This is a genomic window from Nocardia jiangxiensis NBRC 101359, from assembly GCF_000308615.1.
Taxonomy (GTDB): Bacteria; Actinomycetota; Actinomycetes; order Mycobacteriales; family Mycobacteriaceae; genus Nocardia; species Nocardia jiangxiensis.
Genome location: NZ_BAGB01000170.1, coordinates 167417 through 186813, shown reverse-complemented (window position 1 = coordinate 186813; position 19397 = coordinate 167417). Strand labels below are relative to the sequence as shown.

Here is a 19397-nt window from a genome sequence, read left to right as displayed (position 1 = left end):
CCGCAACGCGAGTGACCGCCAGGGCTACGGGTCGGGGCCGATGTCCGGGCCCGACGGTGAAGCGGTGGCCTCGGGGCTTTCGCCGGGCGACCATGTGCGTGTGGTGTCGGCGGGCAGCGCCGCCTCCACAGTCTGGCCGGTGGGGGCCGCGCCGTCGGCCCAGGTTCCCGCGGTGGTGGGGGTAGGGCTGATCAGGGCGGTGGTGGCGAGAGTGATCAGTTCGGTCGGTGTCGGCGGGATGGTATGCGCGATGCCGATGGGCAGGTTGGTGTGCGGGTCGACCGGGATGTACGGCGGGATCGCGGGGTCGGTGTCGCCGAAGGCGTAACCGCGCCAGGCATGTTCGAGTTCGAGATCGTTCATAGTGTGCGCTGTGACCCGTGTCAGGTGCCGCCAGTGCTCGGGCTGGGTGTTCCAGAACCGGTGGCCTTCGGCCGGGGTGAGCTCGGCGGCGGCTGCCAGGGCGGTGATCCGCAGGTGCAGCAGATTCATATTGCGTTCGACCGCCGCCACCAAGTGTGGGGCGGGCTCGAATCCGTACTGGCCGGTGTCCAGGCGGTGCCGGCGGGCGGCAGTGAGCATCGCGGTCCGTTCGAGGTGGAACATGTCCACGGTCAACATGTCGGTGAAGAACTCCGCCACATGTTCAGGAACCCCTGTCGTGAGGGATGCCGGAACTTGTTGCGGTGCGGTGCTTATCGCGTCTTCCTGCTGTCGGGCTCGGTGGATTGCCGGTTCGCGCAGGCCTGCGGACATCGCGGTCTGTTCGGCGTGTTCTCGCTGTGCGGCCAGGCCGTCCAAATGTGATTGCCACGCTTCGCGGGCCTCGGCGTCGGTGCCGTCGTAGCCGGTGTGGCCGCGATCGGCGACCCGGGTGTGCTCGGCGCTGAGGTGGGTGATGATTCCCAGGAGCTCGGTGTGCCATCGGGTGACCGGGTTCGATTCCGGTGGGGTCATGAGTGATGTCCCTAAGGTTGTAGGTGTCTGGGGTTGGTGCCCCGGATGCCCGGGACGGTGGGGTGTAGCTGATGATTGGTTGCCTCTGGTGAGGCTCGAAAGGACTGGCTGCCCCACTGTTCTGGACGCTCCGGCCGCTGATTGAGAGCTGCTGCGGACCGTCGCTGGTTAGGGATCTGACGGCGGGGCTGTCCACGGGCTCGGACAGCGACAGCGGGAGCGAGCGGGTGGCAGAACGCCCGGAAATCTGGGTCGGTATCGATGTCGGTAAGCAGACGCATCATGCGTGCGCGGTGGACGACACCGGCAAGCGGCTTTTCAGTCAGAAACTGGCCAACGACCAGGCCGCGATCGAGCAGTTGGTAGTTCGGGTCCACGGCATGTCCGATCGAGTGGGGTGGGCGATCGATCTGACCAGCCCGATGGCGTCGCTGCTGATCACCGTGCTGCTCACCGTCGGCGGGGATGTCACGTATGTGCCCGGCCGGGTCGTGAACACGATGACCCACGGGTTCCGCGGCGAGGGCAAGACCGATGCCAAAGATGCCCGGGTGATCGCCGAAACCGCCCGGATGCGTGGCGATTTCACACAGGTCCGGATGCCTGACGAGCTGATAGCCGGCCTGAAGGCCCTGACCAGTTATCGCGCCGACCTGATGGACGACTGGGTCGCCGGGGTCAACCGGTTGCGTGCTCTGCTGGGGTCGATCTTCCCGGCGCTGGAAGCGGCGTTCGACTACTCGAAACGCACACCGCTGATCCTGGTCGCCGGCCTGTGCACGCCCGCCGAGATCCGTGCTGCCGGGATCGACGGTGTCGCAGCGTATTTGACGGAGAACAAGGCATGGGGGCCGATGATCACCAAGGCCGCCGCGACGGCGGTCGCTGCCGCGCAAGCGCAGACGTTGTCGCTGCCCGGACAGGCCGACGCGGCGATGCTGATCAAACGCCAGGCCCGCAAGCTGCTCGATCTCGATCGCGAGATCAAGGACACCGACAAGCTGATCACGGCCCGGTTCCGGCAGCATCCGTGGGCGAAGATCATCGAATCGATGCCCGGCATGGGACCCGGCCTCGGCGCGGACTTCCTCGTCGAAACCGGCGGTGATCTGGCCACCTTCGGTTCCGCGGGCCGGCTGGCGTCCTACGCCGGACTGGTTCCCGTGCCCCGTGATTCGGGCAGAGTCAGCGGGAACTTCCACAGGCCCAAGCGCTACAACCGCCGGATGCGGCGGGTGTTCTACATGGCGGCCCTGTCCAGCCTGAAGAACCCGGACGGGCCGTCGCGGCGGTTCTACGACCGCAAACGCGGCGAGCGGCTCATCCGGCTCATCCATACCCAAGCCCTCCTAGCACTGGCCCGGCGCCTGGTCGACGTCCTGTGGGCACTGCTGCGTGACGGGCGGGAATTCACCTACGCCACACCGACCCCCGCAGGGCTGGCGGCTTGACACGGTCATTGAGAGTCCTCCCGTTCGCTGATGGGCTGCATAGTTGGGAAGTGTTCGGGGCGTTAGGGTTCCGGGCCTTGCCCTGGTTGCGGGCCGGTCGTGTCGGTGTCGCCGTGGGTGTGTGGGGTGGTGTCGGTGTCCCAGAGCCGTGGTCGGTCGGTGGCCGGGATCACCTCGGCGATCGCTGTGCCGATACCGCCGTCTGCGGGTGTGCCGGCCTCGATCTGGTCCAGGGCGTGGCGGGCGCGAGCAAGGAAGTAATGCGGAGCCGGTGGGAGCAGTTCAGTGGCCGCATCCAGGCTTGTTGTCCGATGGTCGTGACCGAGTTCGTCGAACGCCTCGCGTGCCTGCGCGGCGATCTCCGGGACCGCGTACTGATGCCAGAGGGTGTCGATCTCGTGGCGGGGAAAGCGCACGAGGTGATGGACCCGGGTGATGCAGTCGTGTGTACTTGCGCTCCAGATCCGGCCACGCTCGTGGGCAGTCAGGCCGGCGGCCTGCGCGGTCCGCGCCGCACGCAACCACAGTGCATCCATGGTGTGCGTGAGTTGCTGCGTATCGACACCCAGGTCGGCTGAGTAGAGGTGGTCGCGGGCGACGGTGAGTGCGGCCATGTCGGTGACGTGGCGCAGATCGTCGGTAACCTGTTCGGCCGCACGGTGTCTGGTGTCCAGGATCGGGGTGGCCAGCGGCTGGTTCGGGTGCCATTCGCGGCCGAGGTGTCCGCGTATTCGTGCCCAGGCGATCCACTGCAACGATACTCCGGCTGCGTGGGCGCGGATCTCGGCGGCCTCGCGGTGCCGGTCGATCTGGCCTGCTCGCGCCACCATGTGCGCCAGCACACGGATATCTCCGCCGGCGGCGGTGAGGGTGGTGTCCTGTCTCATCTGCGTGGCCTGGGCGGCCAAGCGCTGCACCTGACGCAGCCATCGGCTCGTCTGCTGAGGAAGGTCTCCGGCCTCGACCGGGACCCGGTGTCCCCAGCCCGGATCGGTTCGCGGGATATCGGGTGTCATCTGTTGCGCCCACCGGTGGATGCCTTCGGGGTCGGACAGCTGGCCGGGTTCGGGCTCGATCCAGCGATGGCCGCTCTGCCCGCACAGTCGCGCCGCGGTGATGCTGTTCTCGGGAATGCGCAGCAACCGCGCATGTTGTTGGGCCACTGCCAGATCCGTGAGGTTCTCGTGGCGCCGACGGGCCGCGGTGTTGACGATCCAGTCCGGTCCACCGAACGCCAGGACCCGCTCCAAAGCTGCGGTGCTGGTGGCCAGTTCGTGGATCCGGTGCAGCGTCGTGGCCAACTGCTGGTCGTGCGCGTCCGGTCCGCGCAGTGGGCCGCTCATCGCCGCGGCCTCCCCACACGCACCAGCTCGAGGCCCTTGGCTTCCCCGTTGCCGTCGGAGTCCTGCCGGGGTGCTCGTGCGGGCGCGTTCATCGCCCGACCTCCGGGTGCGCCCCGGGGTGTTCGTCCGCGAGCGCTGGCCGCGGTTCTGGGGGAGGCCAGTGGGGCTGGTCGTTGTCGGGCATTGCTGCGCCGACCGCGTCCCTGATCCGGTGACCGCCGTCGACGCTTTCGGTCGCGGTATCGGCGTCGGGTGCGGTAGAGATCGGGTCGGGGCCGGGCGGTTCGGGTGCTGGTCCGGTGGTGCGGGTGGGCCAGCCGTGGGCAGCGAGGTCCTCGGCCAGGTCGTTGACCATCGAGCGTGCGTGCACCAGGCCGTTGCTGAGAGTGTCGATAATCTTGTGCAGGGAATCGAAACGTTCGGCCAGATCTCCGACCAGGCGGCGTCCGGCCTCGGCGCGGTTGTTCGCGTCGAACACTTCGCTGCTGAGTAGTTCGATGCGCCCCAAGTGCCGGTGTGCGGGCTTGTCGTTCCAGGACACCCCCGCGCTGCCGAGAGCCTCGGCTTCGATGATGTCGGTGGCCTCGACCCCGCCCTGCTCGGCACAGGCTCGCGCGTCGCGCACGTCGGCATCGATGCCGTTGGGATACAGGGCCCACCGCCAGCTCGGATCGCTGCTGTCCAGATCGTGCGCGACCGCGTCGCCGACCCACGCCGCTCGCAGCGCTGAGGTGTCCTGCACTGTGCGTAGGAGTTTCGCGTGCACCGCGTCGGGATCCTCGGCGCCGAACCGGTGCGCGATCGGCCCGTTCCGCAGCTCGGCCGGAACAGGCTCCGAGGGCGGGAACAGCGCGCGGGATTCCTCTCGCGTTGGGTCTGCGGGTGTGGGCATGGTGTGCCGAGAGGGACTCTGCTCGTCCGCGGCAGTCAGGTCGCTGGGGGGATCGGTGTTCTCGGACAGGTGGGAGGGTTGATGAAAGGTGTTGTCGGACATCCTTGTGCCGCCTTCGTGTGTCGAAGCGGACCGGACCGGGTCCTGGGCAGGACCGGTGCGGCGGTGCGATGTCCCTCGCGAAAAGATCGATGGTCTGTCGGGCGTGTGCGTCAGCCAGCGTCAATGACTCGGAAAAGGCTCGCAGCAGCGGCAGTGAGCGTGTGGGTTCCGTCCCGGCGCGACGCCCGCACGGTGATTACGGCTCCGAGCCCGTGCACCGGTCCCGGCACGGCTGGAACCAGGACGGTCTGGGCGGCAACTCTCGCGCGTGCATCATTCCTGTCTTTCTGGTCGAAATGGTCTGTATCCCAGCGATGTTCACTCTTCGCCCCTCAAGGGGCGGGTCCACCTTCGAGGTGCTGACGGGCACTGGGGCCCATGCCGGGTCCGGTATCGGTCGGGGTGTCGGTGCCGGGTTCCCATACGCGGGTCGCGCTGGTCTCGGGCAGCGCATCGGTGATTGCCACGCCGATGCTCCGCTGCTCGGTGAGCACGGCATCGAGGGCTTCTCGCGCGGCCGAGAGGAACTGTTCCGGCGCGGGAGCGCTCGTCCCGGAATCCGGGCCGGTCTGGGGTGCGGTGTGGCGGAGTTCGCGCAGCGAGCTGCGCAACCGGTCCGCCAGCCCTTGGGCCGCGTAATGCTGCCAGAGCATGTCGACCTCGGTAGGAGTCAGGTGCAGCAACCCGCGCACACGGCCGGTGACCGTCTGCTCGTCGATGCCCCATGCTCGCTCCCGGGCCCGATCACCGATCGTGATCGCGTGTCCGGTGCGGGTGGCTCGCATCCACAGCGCGTGCATGGTGCGGCTGTACTGGGCCGCGACGACCGGCTCCGGGACCGGGAGCACACCCAGGCGGTCCGCCTGATAATCGCGCACGATGGCGATCGCTGCCATGTCGGTCAGATGCCGTGTGTCGTGGGCGATCCGGTCGACCGACCGGCGCTGGGACAGTGTGATCGGGTTCGGCAGCAGCTGGTCTTCGTGCCAGCCGATGCCCTGGTGCCCCAGCTGTGTGGCCCGCCCGATCCACTCGACAGGAATCCCCGCTGCGCGGGCCCACAACTGTACCGCTCCACGCTCCCGGGCCAGTTCTGAGGCGCTAGAAGCGATCCGAGCTGTATCCCCTTCGCTGGGCTCGCTGGTGGTGCGTCGGCTGCGTAGTGCGGCGTCCTGGATGGCCAAGTCCTGGATCTGCCGCAGCAGCTTCGCCTGCGCGTGTGGGATATGCCCGGCACGGACCACCAACTCCCGCGGGCCGGTGATGCCCGCACCCCCGAGGCTCGGTGAGCTGCCCGAAAGATATTCGTCCGAGGTGTTCACGGCTCGACCTCCGGGACCGAATCCCCTCCCCGATCAGCGATCCCGGCCGTGTTGTCTCCAGGCTCCCAGACCCGATCGGTTCCCTCCGGCAAGACAGCATCGACAGCACCGCCGGTGCTGGTGTCGGTCGTGAGGTATTCACGCAGCTGGCGCGCGGCATTGCGGTAGGTGCGGGTCGCCGCGGCCATCGCATGTCCCCTGCCGCGGCGTTCGAGCCTGGGCTCGGACGGGCTGTGGTGGCGTAGTTCGTGGGTGCGGTGCTCGAGCTGTTCGATAGTGTCCAGCACCGTGGACTCGATGTCGGTCGCTGTGTAGTGGCTCCATGCTCCGTCCAGATCCAGTGGCGCATCCGGTCCCAGAAACGATGTGAGGTATTCGCGCTGCGCGGTCTGCGGCAGGTCCCACAACGATTCCCAGCCCGACTCGCTCACACCGATGAGATCCGCGAGCATGGCGGTTTGTTTGAACATCGCGGCCATGTTGCGAGTGAGTTGTTTGGCCTTGACCGGATCGCGCTGAGGGCGGGAGCCTGGATGTAGCTCATGGCTGACCAATACCGCGGCCATGTTGTGCAATTGCCCGGCATTGCCCATCAACTCCGCGCCCAGCATGGGCCGCAGCCCCAACGTCGGATCAGCCCGCGCGGGCGTCCATTCGGTGTCACAGTGCCCGGCAAACCAGGCCATCGTGATCAGCTCGCGGGGAACGCCGCTCTCATGAGCTTGCTGTTCGACCTGCCGGCACTGTTGGTTCAGGCGCTGCAAATCCTTGTGCCACAGCGCGACTGTCGTCGGTGGCCACGCGCTGTCGGCGAGGTCCTGGGTGATCGCTGTGCTGGCAGCGGCCAGCGCGTGGATCCGCTGCAACCGTTGCACCGCCTGCGGGGGGAGCTTGTGTGGTGCCTCGGGCTGGGGCGACTCGGTTCCCCACCGCGCGCTCATGGTTCGAGCCCGTTCACACGAACCGCGCCAGGCGGTGAGGGTTCCGTATCGGTGGCGCTGCGAAACACGGGCCGCAAATCCCTGCTCAGCCCCGCGGCATCGACGGACTCCGCGATCTGCTCACCCCGAACCGCTTCGAACCTGACCCGCGGATCACGAGACGAGCCGCCGCCGGTAGGGACCGGGTGACCGGTACCGGCCGAATGATCAGTGGCGACCGCGGGACCAGCGGCCGGGTGTCCGGGGGAATCGTGCAGGTGCCGCTGGATGCGTTGCACGATGTGGGGTGCGGACGGTGCGGGATTTCCAGCGACCCCGGCCCCGATTCCGGCGTCGCTCAGCGCTGCCACCTGACAGGCGGCGGTGCGGGTGTCGAGCCGGGCGAAGGTGCGCCAACGGTCCTTCAACGACGCCTCGGACGCGCCACTCACCCTGTGTGCCGCTGCGGCCCAATCGTTTTCACGCCCCCACAGATGTTCCGCCTCACTCGTGGTGAGGTTCAGCAAATGCGCGATCGCGGCCACCCGCCGCGCCAGGGTATCGAGATTCCGCGCGAACAACTGCGATGTCCCGGCCTCGGCGAGCGCACCGCGCTGCCCGTACGCGGCCGCGACCGCGGCGATCTCCCGCACCTGCCGCACCTCGTTGCCGAGGTTTGTGAGCAGCTGGGGCCGGTCGATCGGTGCGTGGTCACGCCAATGCAGATCTGCCCGCCACGTCATGCCCAGCTCGCCGCGGTAGCGGGTCTGATCGATCCACTCCCGCGGAACACCACCGGCCACCGCCGCGGCCTCGAGTTCGCGGATCTTCGATACCAGCCGGTGATACGCCGGATTACGCCCGCCCTCGGAACCGTGGCCGTTATCGGACTCGATGCGGGCCAGAAGTTTTCGCGCTTCCAAGGCATGTTCGGTGATCGCCCGCAGGACCCGCTTCTGTAGCGTGCTGGGCTTGTTCATCTTCATCTCCCTGCCTCACCGCCTGCCGGTGGCCCCACGACCCCGGCCTGCGGTACATGGGTTGTGCTGCACGCAATCACCGCTACGTCTCCATCCCGGGTCCGGCCACATCCGGTGGAACCGGATCTGATGCGGGCACCGATGAGTCCGGCACGGCTTCAGCCACTACTGGTGATGCCGAGGCGGCTTCGTGCGCCGGGGGCTGGTTGTCGGGCGGCCATGTCGCGTCGACGACTTCCCCGATCCAGGTGCCGGTGTCCGGGGCCGCGTCATCGCCGAGCCCGGTGGCTTGATACTGCTGCTCGCCGTAGATGCCGTACGCCAGTTCCTCGGCCAGGCCAGCAACAGGCGCGAAAGCCTCCGAGGGCCACTGCCCTCCGCCCTGCTGCGCGGTGTCGTCGAAGTCGTCGTCCGCACCATGGAAGATGCTCGCGAACGGACGCCCGGTGTCCTCGGTGTACCGGTCGTCCCACGCCTCGGCCTGCTCGGCATATTCCTGGGACAGGTCCGCGGCACTGTGCGCCGCGGCCCACGCCGCCGCGGACACACCCGAGGTGTAGGTGGACCGATCATCGTCGGCGGCAAGGGTTTCCGCGAATCCCAGCGCACGCTCGCGGCCTTCGATGAGCAGCTTCTTGTATCGCACATCCAGCGAATGCAGGTGCCGGGCGTAGGTGGCGCGAGTGTTGTAACCGTCGACTTGTTTGGTGTGGATCGTGTCCTTGCGGTTGCGCTCAGCCCGCTGCCCCTGCACGTGGAAGCCGTGCAACTGATCACGGCGTTTCTCGGTGTTCTCGTGCGCGGTCTCCCGGCGCCCGGCCTCGGCGGCATCGTTGTCCAACCGCGCTTGTTTGATCTGTTTTTCCAGGTCGTGCAGCTCTACGCCCTGCTGGGCTCGATCCACGTATCCCTGCCATTGCAGACCGGCGACGCTTTGGCGGGTGTTGAATTCGGTGATCGATCGCGATTCCGCGCCGCGGCGTTGCAGCAGATTCATCGTCATCGCCGCGGTCTGCATGGCCTGGACGAACCCGGTCCGTACTGCTTGCCCGCCTTCCTCGACGGGATCCCCACTGCCACTCACGTTTTCACCTCCAATTGTGTGATCCGCCAACCCGACACCGGGTCCGCGCGCTGGGTGCGGGCGTAGACGATGAGCTCGATCGGCGGGCTGTTGTCGCTGGGACGCTGGGTCACCGCCAGCACACGCGCGCCGCTCGTGGCGGTGTCCGGAGGATGGTCGTCCCCGGTGACCTGCACACCGGCTGTCACGATCACCCCGCCGTCGGCCCACCGCTGCCACATCCGCGGGGTGATGGGAGCCAGCACTGCCGCAGCCGGTTCGGCCCGCGCAGCGTAGTCCGGGCTCATCAGCGACGCCGCGTTGTCGAATGCGGCCTGCGCGGTGACGTGTTCGGCAGGACGGTAACTGAAAACAGTCGCGACAGCCGCGGTCATCACGCTCCGCGCCGAGCAGGCATCCACGCGGTCGAACGGCACGCGGAACACCGCGGTGCAACGCTGGCCCACGCTGCGCGCAGGCGGGTGGCCGCCGACGCAGGCGCTCGCGACCACGCCCAACGCACATATTCCGGCGACCAGGAACGTAGTCCTGGATGTGCCGGTCATGATGCGTTCCGGGGATCGTCGATCAGCGTGCCCAGATCGGCACGGCGCCAATCGATCAGCGCCCCGGTGGCGCACAATTCCACAGCCGGGTTGACAGGCGCGTCCACCACCAACTCCAACACAAGTCCGGTCGCGATCGCGGCAGTGTCGAGCACGACCGCGGTCATCGGGTGCCGGGGTGTGAGAACGAGCCGCACCATCGCAGCGCTCGCTGTGCAGCGCTCGCGCACCCGTTCGGCCAGCCACAGCGCGTGCATTCCAGCGAGTTCGATCGCGATCGCCTCCGAGTCGACGATCAGGTCGGCGTGGAACGCTGCGAGCCACACCGGTGTCCCATCCATGGCGCACACCGCGAACCGGTCCCGCCGCGCCGCAGCGCACATCGCCAGGCGCGGCCCCCGCGCCGCCTCGGCAGCCACCCGCGCCCGCGCACCCGCCAACATCCCCCCGACACCATTGGCTCTAAACACCGCCTCCACCCGCTAACATCAAGTGCCGCAATGGTTCCCACGATGGCGCGGCAACGCTGCAAGCCCCGCCGGGGTTCGTGAGCAGTGCCCGGTGCGTGGCGAACGAATGCCGCGCCCGCAGCTCCTCATCGCATGTGCCGGCTCGGTGGCACGTGAGACAACGTTCGATCGACGAATAGGTTCGTGTCATAGTCGATTTCCTTAGTCCCGACCCGCCGGTCCCGGTCGTGTACTGCGGCCGGGTGCGGGTGCGGTCGTCGGTGAGGTGTTGTAGCGGCGCACAACCAGTCGATCGGGTCCTTGCACCGCGGCGAGCGGAGAGATGCGCACCGTTTCGGCGACATCCGGGGCGTGCAGAACCATGTCCTGCCCGGATGCGTTGTGGCCCAGGTAGATCGCGACGTGATGGGAAGCGCTCTTGCCCGGTTTGGTGAAGAAGATCAGGTCCCCCGGTTGCCGGTCGGCGAACGGAACCGGCCGTGCTTGGCGTGAGTCTTGCTGGTATTGGGTGTAGTGCGGCAGCCGGATCCGGCCACCGGATGCCTGGTAGACCGCGTACAAGGTGAGCCCGGAACAGTCGAATCCGCCACCGGTCGGCCCGGTAACGTCTCCGCCGGCCCACACGTACGGGGTACCGATCCACCGCTGGGCCGCAGCGACCACCGCGGCCCCGAACGCCCCGTCGTCCCCGCTCAACGGCGCCCCGGATCCCTCGCTCCCGCAACCGGACGGCTGCAGCCCGCCGGTCGTGCCGGTCACCGATGGGGGGTCGATGCTCGCGAACATCGCATACAGTCGGCGCGCCAGTTCCATCTGTGTGGCGTAGACATCGGGGGCCGAGCGTTCGACCGCCTGCGCCAGCTCCGGCGATGACAAGCTCTGCCCCGCGTAGCGATCGGCCTGCTGATAGAACCAGTTGATCTGGTAGACCGGGTTCATCAGCGACACCATTCCCGCGCCACCCCACACGCTCGCGCGCATCTGGTGCGGGCCCACCGAGTCGTGGTCGTACCCCAGCCCGTCGTTCGCGTACCGCAACGATTCTGGAACAGTGGGATTGGCCAGGTTCCGCAACGTACTCTCGGTCGCCTGTGCGGCGAGTTCGGCGATGATCACCTGTTCGGGCTCGCGGCGCTGCTTGCCGATCACCACCCCGTTGCGCGCCAGCTGCAACTGGCGATCGTTCAGCCCCGCCACCGATTGGCCCGTGGGCTCCTGCATGCCACCGCTCACCGCTGCCGCGCATGCTTGGCCCGGGTCCGCGCCGATCAGCACCACCATCACGATCAGCAACAGCACCGGGACCGACAAGCAGAGTCCGGCAAGGAGTTTCGGCGCGCCCACTACTCACCTGCCCGCCCTCCCCAACGCCTCATGCCCGCCGCACAGCAGGCCGAGGATATGTTCCGGCCGGACACCGGGACGTTCGTCGGCGGGCTCACAGGTCGACCCCTGAATCTGGATTCTGGGCCGATGGTGGCGCGGATTGCGTTGTGGCGGTGTCGATATCAGCTGCAATGTCCGAGCCGTCGGGAAGTGCGGCGTCGATCATCTCGGCTGTGGTATTCGGTGCCTGAGGGTCGGCCGCGTCGGTGCTGGTCACCTCCACGCCTGCGAGCAGATCGTCCAGCCTCTCTCTTACCTCCAGCGTCAGTGGCGGGACATGTCCGGAGGTGTTTTCCTCCATCGTCAGCGCCACCGGCCCGTACCAGCCGGTGGGATGGTGATAGCCCAGTCCGGCGAATACCTGATCGGCCAGCGGGTTCGCGGCCAGGGCCGGGTCGTTGAAGTTGTCGGCGAACCAGGCCCGCACGCGCCCCATCCCCTGCGTGCTCAGATCTGGAACATGCTGGGCAATCGCAGCGCGCAACCCCGCATACTGATCACGCATGTCATAGAGCACGGTGCCGTCCGGGGTGATCACCACGAAGTCTGCTTCATCACTCATCGCGGCCGCCATCTTCGATGGGCGAGCTGGCAATCCTTAGCGATCGCACCGCCATTCGGCGTGCACCACACTTAAAACAGTTGCGGCACAGTATGTTTGACTGCCCTATTCGAGGCATTAGCATCTCCTTCACGACTTGGGTGTCAAGTGGTCGAAGCGGCGGTTGGTGTTGTGGATGTCCGCATCACGCTCGGCCGGGGTGAAGCTCATCCGGACCGGGATTCCCGGCTGGTTCGCCTCGCCGGTTTTGATCAGGAAACAGCCTGTGCCCGGCGGTGTTTCACGCACAGCGACCCCGTCGTCGCGGTCGTCGGTCGGCGGTCGGGGGGCGGCCCAGGAGTTGACGAGGAGTTTTTCGGTGTCGGTGATCGATACCGCGCCGCGGATCCGTTCGATCTCCTCGGGACCGACGGGGCCGATGATCTTCGCGCGGGCTCGTTCGAACAGGCCCAGCGCTTTGGCCGCCGCGGCTGGGGAGTCGAACCCGGACAGGTCCTTGATGGTGTGGCTGCACATGATCAGCCCGGTCCCCAGTGGCCGGTTCAATCGCGAGAGCGCGTCGGTGCGCTCGACCATGAACTCCCCCGCGCCCAGGACTCTCCAGATCTCGTCCATGACGACCTCGAAGGTGCGCGGTGGCGCGAGCCCTGCATCAGCCAGCGCGTGCGCGGCCGCGACGGCGCCGAATCCTTCGGACCAGCACACCATCAGTGCCGCGGCCAGGAGTTTGGTGTCCCCCTCGGGAATGCGGGAGACATCGATGCAGACCGCAGGGCTGGACAGATCCAACGGTGTGCTGGTGTGGCGATCGAAGATCGCGCCCCACGGGCCTTCCACCAGCGCACGCAGCGAGCGACGCAGCATCTTCGTACTGGCCCGATAGGAAGCCGTATCGTCTTCCTCCGCGAACTGCCGTAGCCGGTCCGCGCCCTGCGAGATCACCGCCAGCAGGTCCGACAACAATGGCGGCGCACTGGGAGTGAATCCACCTACAGGGCTGTAGAGTTCGCGAAGTCCCGCCATCAGGAGGGTTTCTTCGTAGTCCGCGACGCGGCTGCCACGCACCAACTCGATCAGCCCGGCGACGATATTGACCTGTCCGGCCTCCACCCGCGCGGCGACCTGCCGACGTTGATCAGGGTCGGGCAGCCGGTCGATGACAGTGCCGAGCGCGCCGACCGCGAGCGGGTTGATCGTGCTGTACCCGTATCCCAGATCGATGACCTGCCCGCCGAGCAATCGGACCAGGTCGCGATAGTCGGGTTTGGTGTCGCCCATACACAGCGCGACCGATCCGGATGCCACAGCGCCGGTCACCAATCGGCGGATCAGCGAACTCTTGCCGAATCCGTTGAGCGCCAACACGAACGTGATGGGAGCGGTGATGAAACCGCGGACGAACCAGCTCATCTGGTCGAAATGCACCGGGGCGCCGGTGATGTAGTGGGTGCCGATAGGGGTACCGACAGTCGGGGCGGTCGCGCCGACGGCGAACGGCCACAGCCCGGCAACTTGCACTGTTGTGGAGCGCCATTCAGGTGTCGCGGGGACGACTGACGCGCGACCGCCACCGCGTCCGACGTAGCCGCGGTCGGTGAGCCGCGCAAGTGGCCGGATGAATTCGTCGCTGCCGGTATCCTCGATCCGATGCAGTGCAGTGGCACGGCGATGGTCGTCCCGGGACAGCGTCAGGCGTGCACGAGCACCGCGCACCCCGCCCTGCCGGGCTTGTTGTTCGATGGCGGAGCGTGCTTTGATGGTCAGCACGCGAATTCCGTTGAGCTGGTTGTATTTCGGCTGACGTTCGGTGCGTCGGGTCGGTGCACTCATGCGGTCACCCGCCGGGAAATCGACACATGCTCAGGCAGGATCAGCCCGATCCCCAGGCTGGCGGCGAAGGTGGCGGCTTGCGCGGCGTAGCAGCGCCGGATCCCCAGCCGTGAGGCCGCGGCCATATCCTTCACCGAGGCTTCGATACCGGGCATGTCCGCATCCAGCGGAGCGGTGGCGGTAATGAGTGCCCCGAAGCGGGCCAATCCAGCACCGCGCACTTGCTCGTGCCGAGCCGCCCGGGTGTTGTCCACGCGCATCGACGCCGCAGCCGAGGCGATACCGCGCTCAGTCTGTTCCGCCGCGAGCGCGTCGCGGAAGTCGCGATCGACAAGGTCACTGGCCTCCGCCGCGGAATGCAACCGATACACGATCGCGATCCGCTTGCGCGGCACGTCCGCGCGCGGCCGCAACAGCTCTTCCAGACCGGTCTCATACACCGCGCCCCGGGGTGCGAGGTCCATTTCCCATGTCACCGACCGGGCGCTGTCGTGCAGGTAGTGGTCCCAGCGATCCTCGTGCGCGACCGGACCGGCGCTGTCCCAAGATTGGGTGCGCTCGATACCGCGGCCAGCGGCCTCGATGTCACGTTGGGAGGCTAGGTCGTAGCGACTGCGGACCATCCCGATCACTTCCCACGCCTCGAGCGGGTTCGCCGGCAGCCCGGCGCGGGAGAGCTGCGAGAGCACCCCTTGCAAGCGTTGCCCGATCTCGCGCGCCTGCTCGGCGGTATCGCGGCGGGCACGTCCTTGCCCGAACGCACGGAAGGTGATGGCCACACGCGCTTCCACGCGTACCCCGACTCCGCCGATATCCGCTGATGCCTGCTGCATCACCGTCCGAGCGAACTCCGGCGCGTCAGGGCGGATCAGCCGTGCGACCTCGCGTCGCTGTGTTAGGTGAGTTTCCACCACATGATCCAGCACCGTGGTCACCGCCACGACTTCCCCGCCGCGGGATTGGCTGGCGAGGAATTGCCCGTATTCGCTGACCCAGGTGTCGATCTGGGTTTGGTCCACCAGTTCCTTGCCCCGGGGTAGTACGCGCAGTACGACGGTGAAATGGTCCGAGCGCCGAATGTGGATGAGGGCGAAGCGCTTTCCACCGGGAGTCTCGTACTCGGTCAGGCGTGAACTGGCCGCCAGCCCAGGCAATCTCGCTGTTCCGGGGATGGTGGAGAACCTCCCAGCCCGGTACAGGTCTTCACCGCGAGCCCGTGCCAGCGCGAACTGAGTCCGCAGGACCGCGATCTCCCAGCCTGTTCGGCCACCGACCGTGATCGCCATCGGCGTGAACATGACTGCCGCACAACCGATCACGATCACCGTAGTCTGCAGTGATCGTGTGATCATGAATGCGAGCATGATGGTGACGATCAGGGCGAGCCCGAGCATGGACACACCCCAGGTCAAGCCGAAGAACCCGGCGGACCGCGGACGTTCCCACCGGCCGTACATGCGCGTGCTCATCGGCGCACCTCCATCGGGCCCAGCGCATCGGGATCCACACCCGACTCCGCAGTGTCACGAGCTGCTGGCGCGGCAGACGAACCGGCCTGCTGCACACCGTCATGTGCCGACCGAGCGGCGGTCACCGCGACCCCGGCCGCCCCGCCAGCGGCTCCACCACCAGCGGCCCCCGCACTGCTCGCGCTCGGCGCGGCGGCATCGCTCGCGGTCGGCGTAGCAGCACCCGTGCCCCCGCTCGTGCCTGCACCGTCGGTCCCTCCTCCGGCAGTGCTTCCACCCATAGGGCGACCGCCACCCGAGGGCCCGCCTGGAGGTGGGGGCCCGCCCGACGGGGACGAGGAATTGCCGGCACCGCCTGCGCCACTGTCGTTTTCGGTGACTTTTCGTGCTTCCGAGCGGTCGCCACCGGCACTGCCCATCGCGACACCGGCCAGCCCTCCGGCCAGGGTTGCTGCTGCGCCGCTGCCGCCTCCCATGGTCGCCACGACCGGTGCGATCAACCGCATCAGTGCGGGCAGCACCACGGCCACCATCAGCAGCAGGATCAATCCGAGCAGCACCATCTGTGGATCTTGGTGTTGGGTATTGCTTTTCGCGCCGGCTGCGCTGAAGGCGATGGCGTAGCACAAGGCACCGACCGGCTTCCACAGCAGAAACGCGAGTGACCAGGAAAGCATCCGTTTGTATGCCTGCGAGCCCGGTCCCGTCCCGGCCGCGGCCGCGGCGATCGGCAAAGCGGCGACGACCAAGATCAGGAAGGCTTGACGCACGACCAGCATCACCAACTGAACCAGCAGGCTGATCAGCCCGAACAGTCCGATGATCAGTACTACGCCAGTCCCGAGACCAGCGTCGGTTTGCGAGATCCCGTTCAGTAGTTCGGCGGCGTTGTTGGAATCGCCGCGGGTAGCGTCGAAGATCACCCAGTTCGAGAATGCGTCGCCGGCTCGTGTTCCGACTGTGACGACTGCGGCGAAGGTCATCGAGGCGAACACTGCGCGGGCGAACATCAGGAATGCTTCTTGTGCTTCTCCGGCGACCCCTCCGCGTTTGGCCAGCGCCAGGCGCGCGGCGGCGAACATGATGCCAGCGGTCAGTAGTAATACCTGTAGTCCGCTGGTGTATCCGCGGATCGATGCCAGTACGGGTCCTGGTTCACCGGTGGGTGCAGCCAGTGTTGGTGATGGCAGGTCAGTCCACCACGTCAAGTCGTAGCGAAGCAGTAATCCCATGCCTTTGATGAGGCTTTGCACGAAGCTGTCGAAGGTGGAGCTGACGGCCGCGTCTGCGGCTTGGCCGCCGAGTCGTAGACCTTTGCAGACTGTGCCGACGATGTCGGGCAGGTTGCAGACAGTGTCGGGGAGTTGGGTTTTGGGGTCCGGCATTGCCACGGTGCTGGTGAAAAGTGCTGGGTTCATTGGCTTTTCCATTGCCCGAAGCCGGCCACGGTGTCGACCGGGACGGCTGGCTGCCACAGGGTGTCGATGTCGTCGGGGACGCGGACGCGCCAGTCCGCGTTGTTCCAGACCATCGGCCAAGTGCCGAAGGCGAAGCTGTCCCGTGTGCGGACCGCGATCTGCACGACCGCGAAGTCCGGCCGATAGCCAGGCAGGATCCGAATCCCTTCGGGCACCGTCACGTACTGAGCGGCATCGGGAGTACCGCCGCGGCTGGCAGCGAACCGATCGAGCAATGCGTGACCACCGCCGAAGTAGCGTTCGCGTACGGCTGCCTGCCAGATCCCTTCGGGCGCGGCGAGGGCGCGGGCGATCGCGTCGCAGGCTGCCAGTGCCGCGCCTTGTGGTGTGTCGGCGAATCCCGATGCGAGCCCGTCGTGGATCTGCGCGGGACCGTCGCTGACCGAGACCGGGGCTGCGGCTGCGCCCCAGATGCGCTGCCAGTCGATGCCTGCCGGGGCTGCGGTCAGGTAGTCCAGGCTGTGTGGATCGGCGCGGCCCGCAGAGCTTTGCGGCATCGCCCGACCAGCGTCGTCGGTGACGTCTAGTCGGTTGCCGTACACGTCGGTGGTTGGTTCCCTGGGCTCGCTGGTGGGAGGCGGCCCGGGGGTGCTCGTGAGGGTGCGGGTGGATGCTGACCGCGGTATCGAGGCGCTGTGATGCGTGGTAGCGACGAGTGTGACGGTGGCGGTGAGGGTTGCGGTGATGCTGATGATCGCGATCAGCCAGAGGCGGCGGGTGGACACAGGGCTTCTCCGATCTCAGTGCAAGGCCAGTACGACCATGTCGGCCGGAGTGGTGGGTACGGACGTGATTGCCTGGGTGCGAAGTTGGTCCGGCAGCAACAGCTTCCAGTCGCGGCTCTGCCACAGGACGGTCTCGCTGTTACAGGTCAGGGAGTTGTCGGGTTGCCGGGCGTAGATGGCGATCTCGGCACGGGCGGGGGTGTAAGAGCGAACGCAGTAACCGAGCAGCAGGGGCGGGGTGTCGGCGGGCGCGGTGATCGAGACCTGGGCGCGTGCTACCGCCCACGCATCGCGCCCGGGTCCGGGGGCGAGCATGCGTTGACCGACTGCCGGGAACTGGATGTCGGTGGCCACCGACATCCGCACGCTGGCCTGAATGGCGGCCAGGGCCGCGCCCGCCGGTGAGTGCTCGAACCCGGCCGCGACGGTGCCGTCGTCATGGTGCGGGCCTTGATCAGCGATCGGGAGTGTAATCCCTTGAAACACTGTCTCTCTCAGGTGCGTCGGCACTTCATGGAGGTCAGCTGCTGCGAGGTTGTGCCGGGCTGGCTGGGTCTGGTGGTGTGCGGCACTGCAGGCCGAGGCCGTGGTCAGCACGACCAGCCAGAGCGCACCGGCGACGGCCCGGCGGGGTATGTGTCGATGTGGATGTGACATCGTCTGTCTCCCAACCATTTTCACTGCACGGGTAGGAGCGCGCGGGCGAATCCTCCGGCAGCGCCGAGCATGGTCACCGCGAGCAGAGATCCCAGCAGTCCTTCTATGGCTTCCTCGCGGTAGAGCCGGACCGCGAGTTGGCCGCCGATCCACACCAGTCGCGCCACGCACAGCAGCAGCACGATCCAGTCCAGCCAGCTCAGCAGTGTGGTCACTTCCTGCAGCACAGGCCCGAGCGACGGTCTGCTGTTCACAGCGGATCCTCGACGGCCTCTGGTAAGTCGGGAGTGCCGACTCGGTCGGTGCGGTAGGCGATTTCGAGGGCCTGCAGGATGGTGTCCGCGGTGCGGTCGGGATCGGTCCACGGCAACCAGTGACCGGTGCCGGAGACGAGTTCGTATTCGGACCAGATCCGGTCCGCGAGCCGGATCGATTGCCCTGGGGGCACGATGCGGTCGTGTTCACCGGCGACAACGAACGAGGGCACGCTACGCAGCTGCGCGGCCTCCTCCTCGCTCAAGGTTGCGCGGCGGCAGGCAACCAGGACATCGACCAGAACAGTGTGGTCACAGCGGAACAGGTGGGGTGGGCTGGCGCTCGTTTGTCGGAGCGTGCGCGCCAGCAAGACCGACACGGCGGTGATTTCCGCATCGAGGGACCCGGGCCACCATTGCTGCAAGTCTTCTGGCCAGGTGCGGTAGATGGCGGGCAGGCCGGGGAGTTCGGGGAATTCCGCGCTGCCGTTGATCAGCACGAGCCCGGACAGGGTTGCTGCGCGCTGCGGGTAGCGCTGCGCCCACGCTTGCATGAGCAGCGATCCGGTCGAGTGCGCGACCAGCACGACCGCGCCGACTGCGTGTGCCAGCACGGTGTCCAGATCCTCGGCGAGCTGGTCCATCGTTGTGCTCGAGCGCCGGGGCGGGCGTCCGGAATTGCCTTGTCCGCGTTGGTCGTACACGATCTGGGCGATTCCGCCCTCAACTCGGTCGTGCAGACAGCGCGTCAAGCGATCCCACACGCCCGAATCGGTGAGCAGACCGTGAACGTAGACGATGGTCGCCGCTGCCGGTCGCGGTCCCCAGCGTGTTGCTGCCAGCTGAACACCGTCGGTAGCGGTGATGGTCATCTCATCGTGGTCGGGATGCATTGCGAGTGCCTTCCATTCTCGAATGGATTGGATCCGAACGGAGTAACCCTGTGACGGTGCTGACTCCGTGTATGAAA

Annotated in this window: 19 protein-coding genes; 1 reads left to right on the top strand and 18 read right to left on the bottom strand. The window is 67.1% G+C overall.

The features are described from left to right. Positions 1–24: 24 nt before the first annotated feature. Complete coding sequence (locus tag ON40_RS43880; protein WP_040831648.1) at positions 25–957, bottom strand: hypothetical protein; 933 nt, start codon at positions 955–957, stop codon at positions 25–27. Positions 958–1184: 227 nt separating this feature from the next. On the opposite strand from ON40_RS43880, the gene ON40_RS43875 reads away from it, so the two are divergent. After that, on the top strand, positions 1185–2408 hold the full coding sequence (locus ON40_RS43875) for an IS110 family RNA-guided transposase (protein WP_040831647.1): 1224 nt from the start codon (positions 1185–1187) through the stop codon (positions 2406–2408). Positions 2409–2470: 62 nt separating this feature from the next. On the opposite strand, the gene ON40_RS43870 is transcribed toward ON40_RS43875, so the two are convergent. The 17 genes from ON40_RS43870 to ON40_RS48990 form a co-directional block, all read right to left on the bottom strand. Beyond that, positions 2471–3751 (bottom strand): hypothetical protein, encoded by a 1281-nt coding sequence (locus ON40_RS43870; protein WP_040831646.1) that lies wholly within the window; start codon positions 3749–3751, stop codon positions 2471–2473. Between the two features lie 88 nt (positions 3752–3839). Continuing rightward, complete coding sequence (locus ON40_RS43865) at positions 3840–4745, bottom strand: hypothetical protein (protein ID WP_040831645.1); 906 nt, start codon at positions 4743–4745, stop codon at positions 3840–3842. Positions 4746–5077: 332 nt separating this feature from the next. Next, on the bottom strand, positions 5078–6067 hold the full coding sequence (locus ON40_RS43860) for a hypothetical protein (RefSeq protein ID WP_040831644.1): 990 nt from the start codon (positions 6065–6067) through the stop codon (positions 5078–5080). Next, positions 6064–7008 carry a hypothetical protein gene (locus ON40_RS43855; RefSeq protein WP_040831643.1) on the bottom strand — a complete coding sequence of 315 codons (945 nt, stop codon included), beginning with the start codon at positions 7006–7008 and terminating at the stop codon, positions 6064–6066. The genes ON40_RS43860 and ON40_RS43855 overlap by 4 nt, the downstream gene beginning before the upstream one ends. Beyond that, positions 7005–7967: a hypothetical protein gene (locus ON40_RS43850; protein ID WP_157186810.1), complete on the bottom strand. Its 963-nt coding sequence runs from the start codon at positions 7965–7967 to the stop codon at positions 7005–7007. Before ON40_RS43850 ends, ON40_RS43855 begins: the two co-directional genes overlap by 4 nt. An 82-nt stretch (positions 7968–8049) precedes the next feature. Further along, complete coding sequence (locus ON40_RS43845) at positions 8050–9051, bottom strand: hypothetical protein (RefSeq protein ID WP_157186809.1); 1002 nt, start codon at positions 9049–9051, stop codon at positions 8050–8052. Then, positions 9048–9596 carry a hypothetical protein gene (locus ON40_RS49000; protein WP_051194505.1) on the bottom strand — a complete coding sequence of 183 codons (549 nt, stop codon included), beginning with the start codon at positions 9594–9596 and terminating at the stop codon, positions 9048–9050. Before ON40_RS49000 ends, ON40_RS43845 begins: the two co-directional genes overlap by 4 nt. After that, the gene (locus ON40_RS43835) at positions 9593–10039 is read right to left on the bottom strand and encodes a hypothetical protein (protein ID WP_040831640.1); all 447 of its coding nucleotides are present in this window, start codon (positions 10037–10039) and stop codon (positions 9593–9595) included. The genes ON40_RS49000 and ON40_RS43835 overlap by 4 nt, the downstream gene beginning before the upstream one ends. Positions 10040–10267: 228 nt before the next feature. Beyond that, on the bottom strand, positions 10268–11410 hold the full coding sequence (locus ON40_RS43830) for a C40 family peptidase (RefSeq protein WP_245568258.1): 1143 nt from the start codon (positions 11408–11410) through the stop codon (positions 10268–10270). A 94-nt stretch (positions 11411–11504) separates the two neighbouring features. Continuing rightward, the gene (locus ON40_RS43825) at positions 11505–12026 is read right to left on the bottom strand and encodes a hypothetical protein (RefSeq protein ID WP_040831639.1); all 522 of its coding nucleotides are present in this window, start codon (positions 12024–12026) and stop codon (positions 11505–11507) included. 117 nt (positions 12027–12143) lie between these two features. Beyond that, on the bottom strand, positions 12144–13844 hold the full coding sequence (locus tag ON40_RS43820; RefSeq protein WP_051194504.1) for a putative type IV secretion/conjugal transfer ATPase: 1701 nt from the start codon (positions 13842–13844) through the stop codon (positions 12144–12146). Next, positions 13841–15313: an SCO6880 family protein gene (locus ON40_RS43815; protein WP_040831638.1), complete on the bottom strand. Its 1473-nt coding sequence runs from the start codon at positions 15311–15313 to the stop codon at positions 13841–13843. The genes ON40_RS43820 and ON40_RS43815 overlap by 4 nt, the downstream gene beginning before the upstream one ends. Then, positions 15310–16788: a TrbL/VirB6 family protein gene (locus tag ON40_RS43810; protein WP_157186807.1), complete on the bottom strand. Its 1479-nt coding sequence runs from the start codon at positions 16786–16788 to the stop codon at positions 15310–15312. The genes ON40_RS43815 and ON40_RS43810 overlap by 4 nt, the downstream gene beginning before the upstream one ends. Next, positions 16728–17516, bottom strand: coding sequence for a DUF8175 domain-containg protein (locus tag ON40_RS48995; RefSeq protein WP_051194501.1), 789 nt, complete (start codon positions 17514–17516; stop codon positions 16728–16730). Before ON40_RS48995 ends, ON40_RS43810 begins: the two co-directional genes overlap by 61 nt. Positions 17517–17531: 15 nt before the next feature. Beyond that, positions 17532–18173, bottom strand: coding sequence for a DUF8175 domain-containg protein (locus ON40_RS43800; RefSeq protein WP_505790151.1), 642 nt, complete (start codon positions 18171–18173; stop codon positions 17532–17534). A 20-nt stretch (positions 18174–18193) separates the two neighbouring features. Then, positions 18194–18427, bottom strand: coding sequence for a hypothetical protein (locus tag ON40_RS43795; RefSeq protein WP_157186806.1), 234 nt, complete (start codon positions 18425–18427; stop codon positions 18194–18196). After that, the gene (locus ON40_RS48990; protein ID WP_169542014.1) at positions 18424–19299 is read right to left on the bottom strand and encodes an alpha/beta fold hydrolase; all 876 of its coding nucleotides are present in this window, start codon (positions 19297–19299) and stop codon (positions 18424–18426) included. Before ON40_RS48990 ends, ON40_RS43795 begins: the two co-directional genes overlap by 4 nt. Positions 19300–19397: the final 98 nt, after the last annotated feature.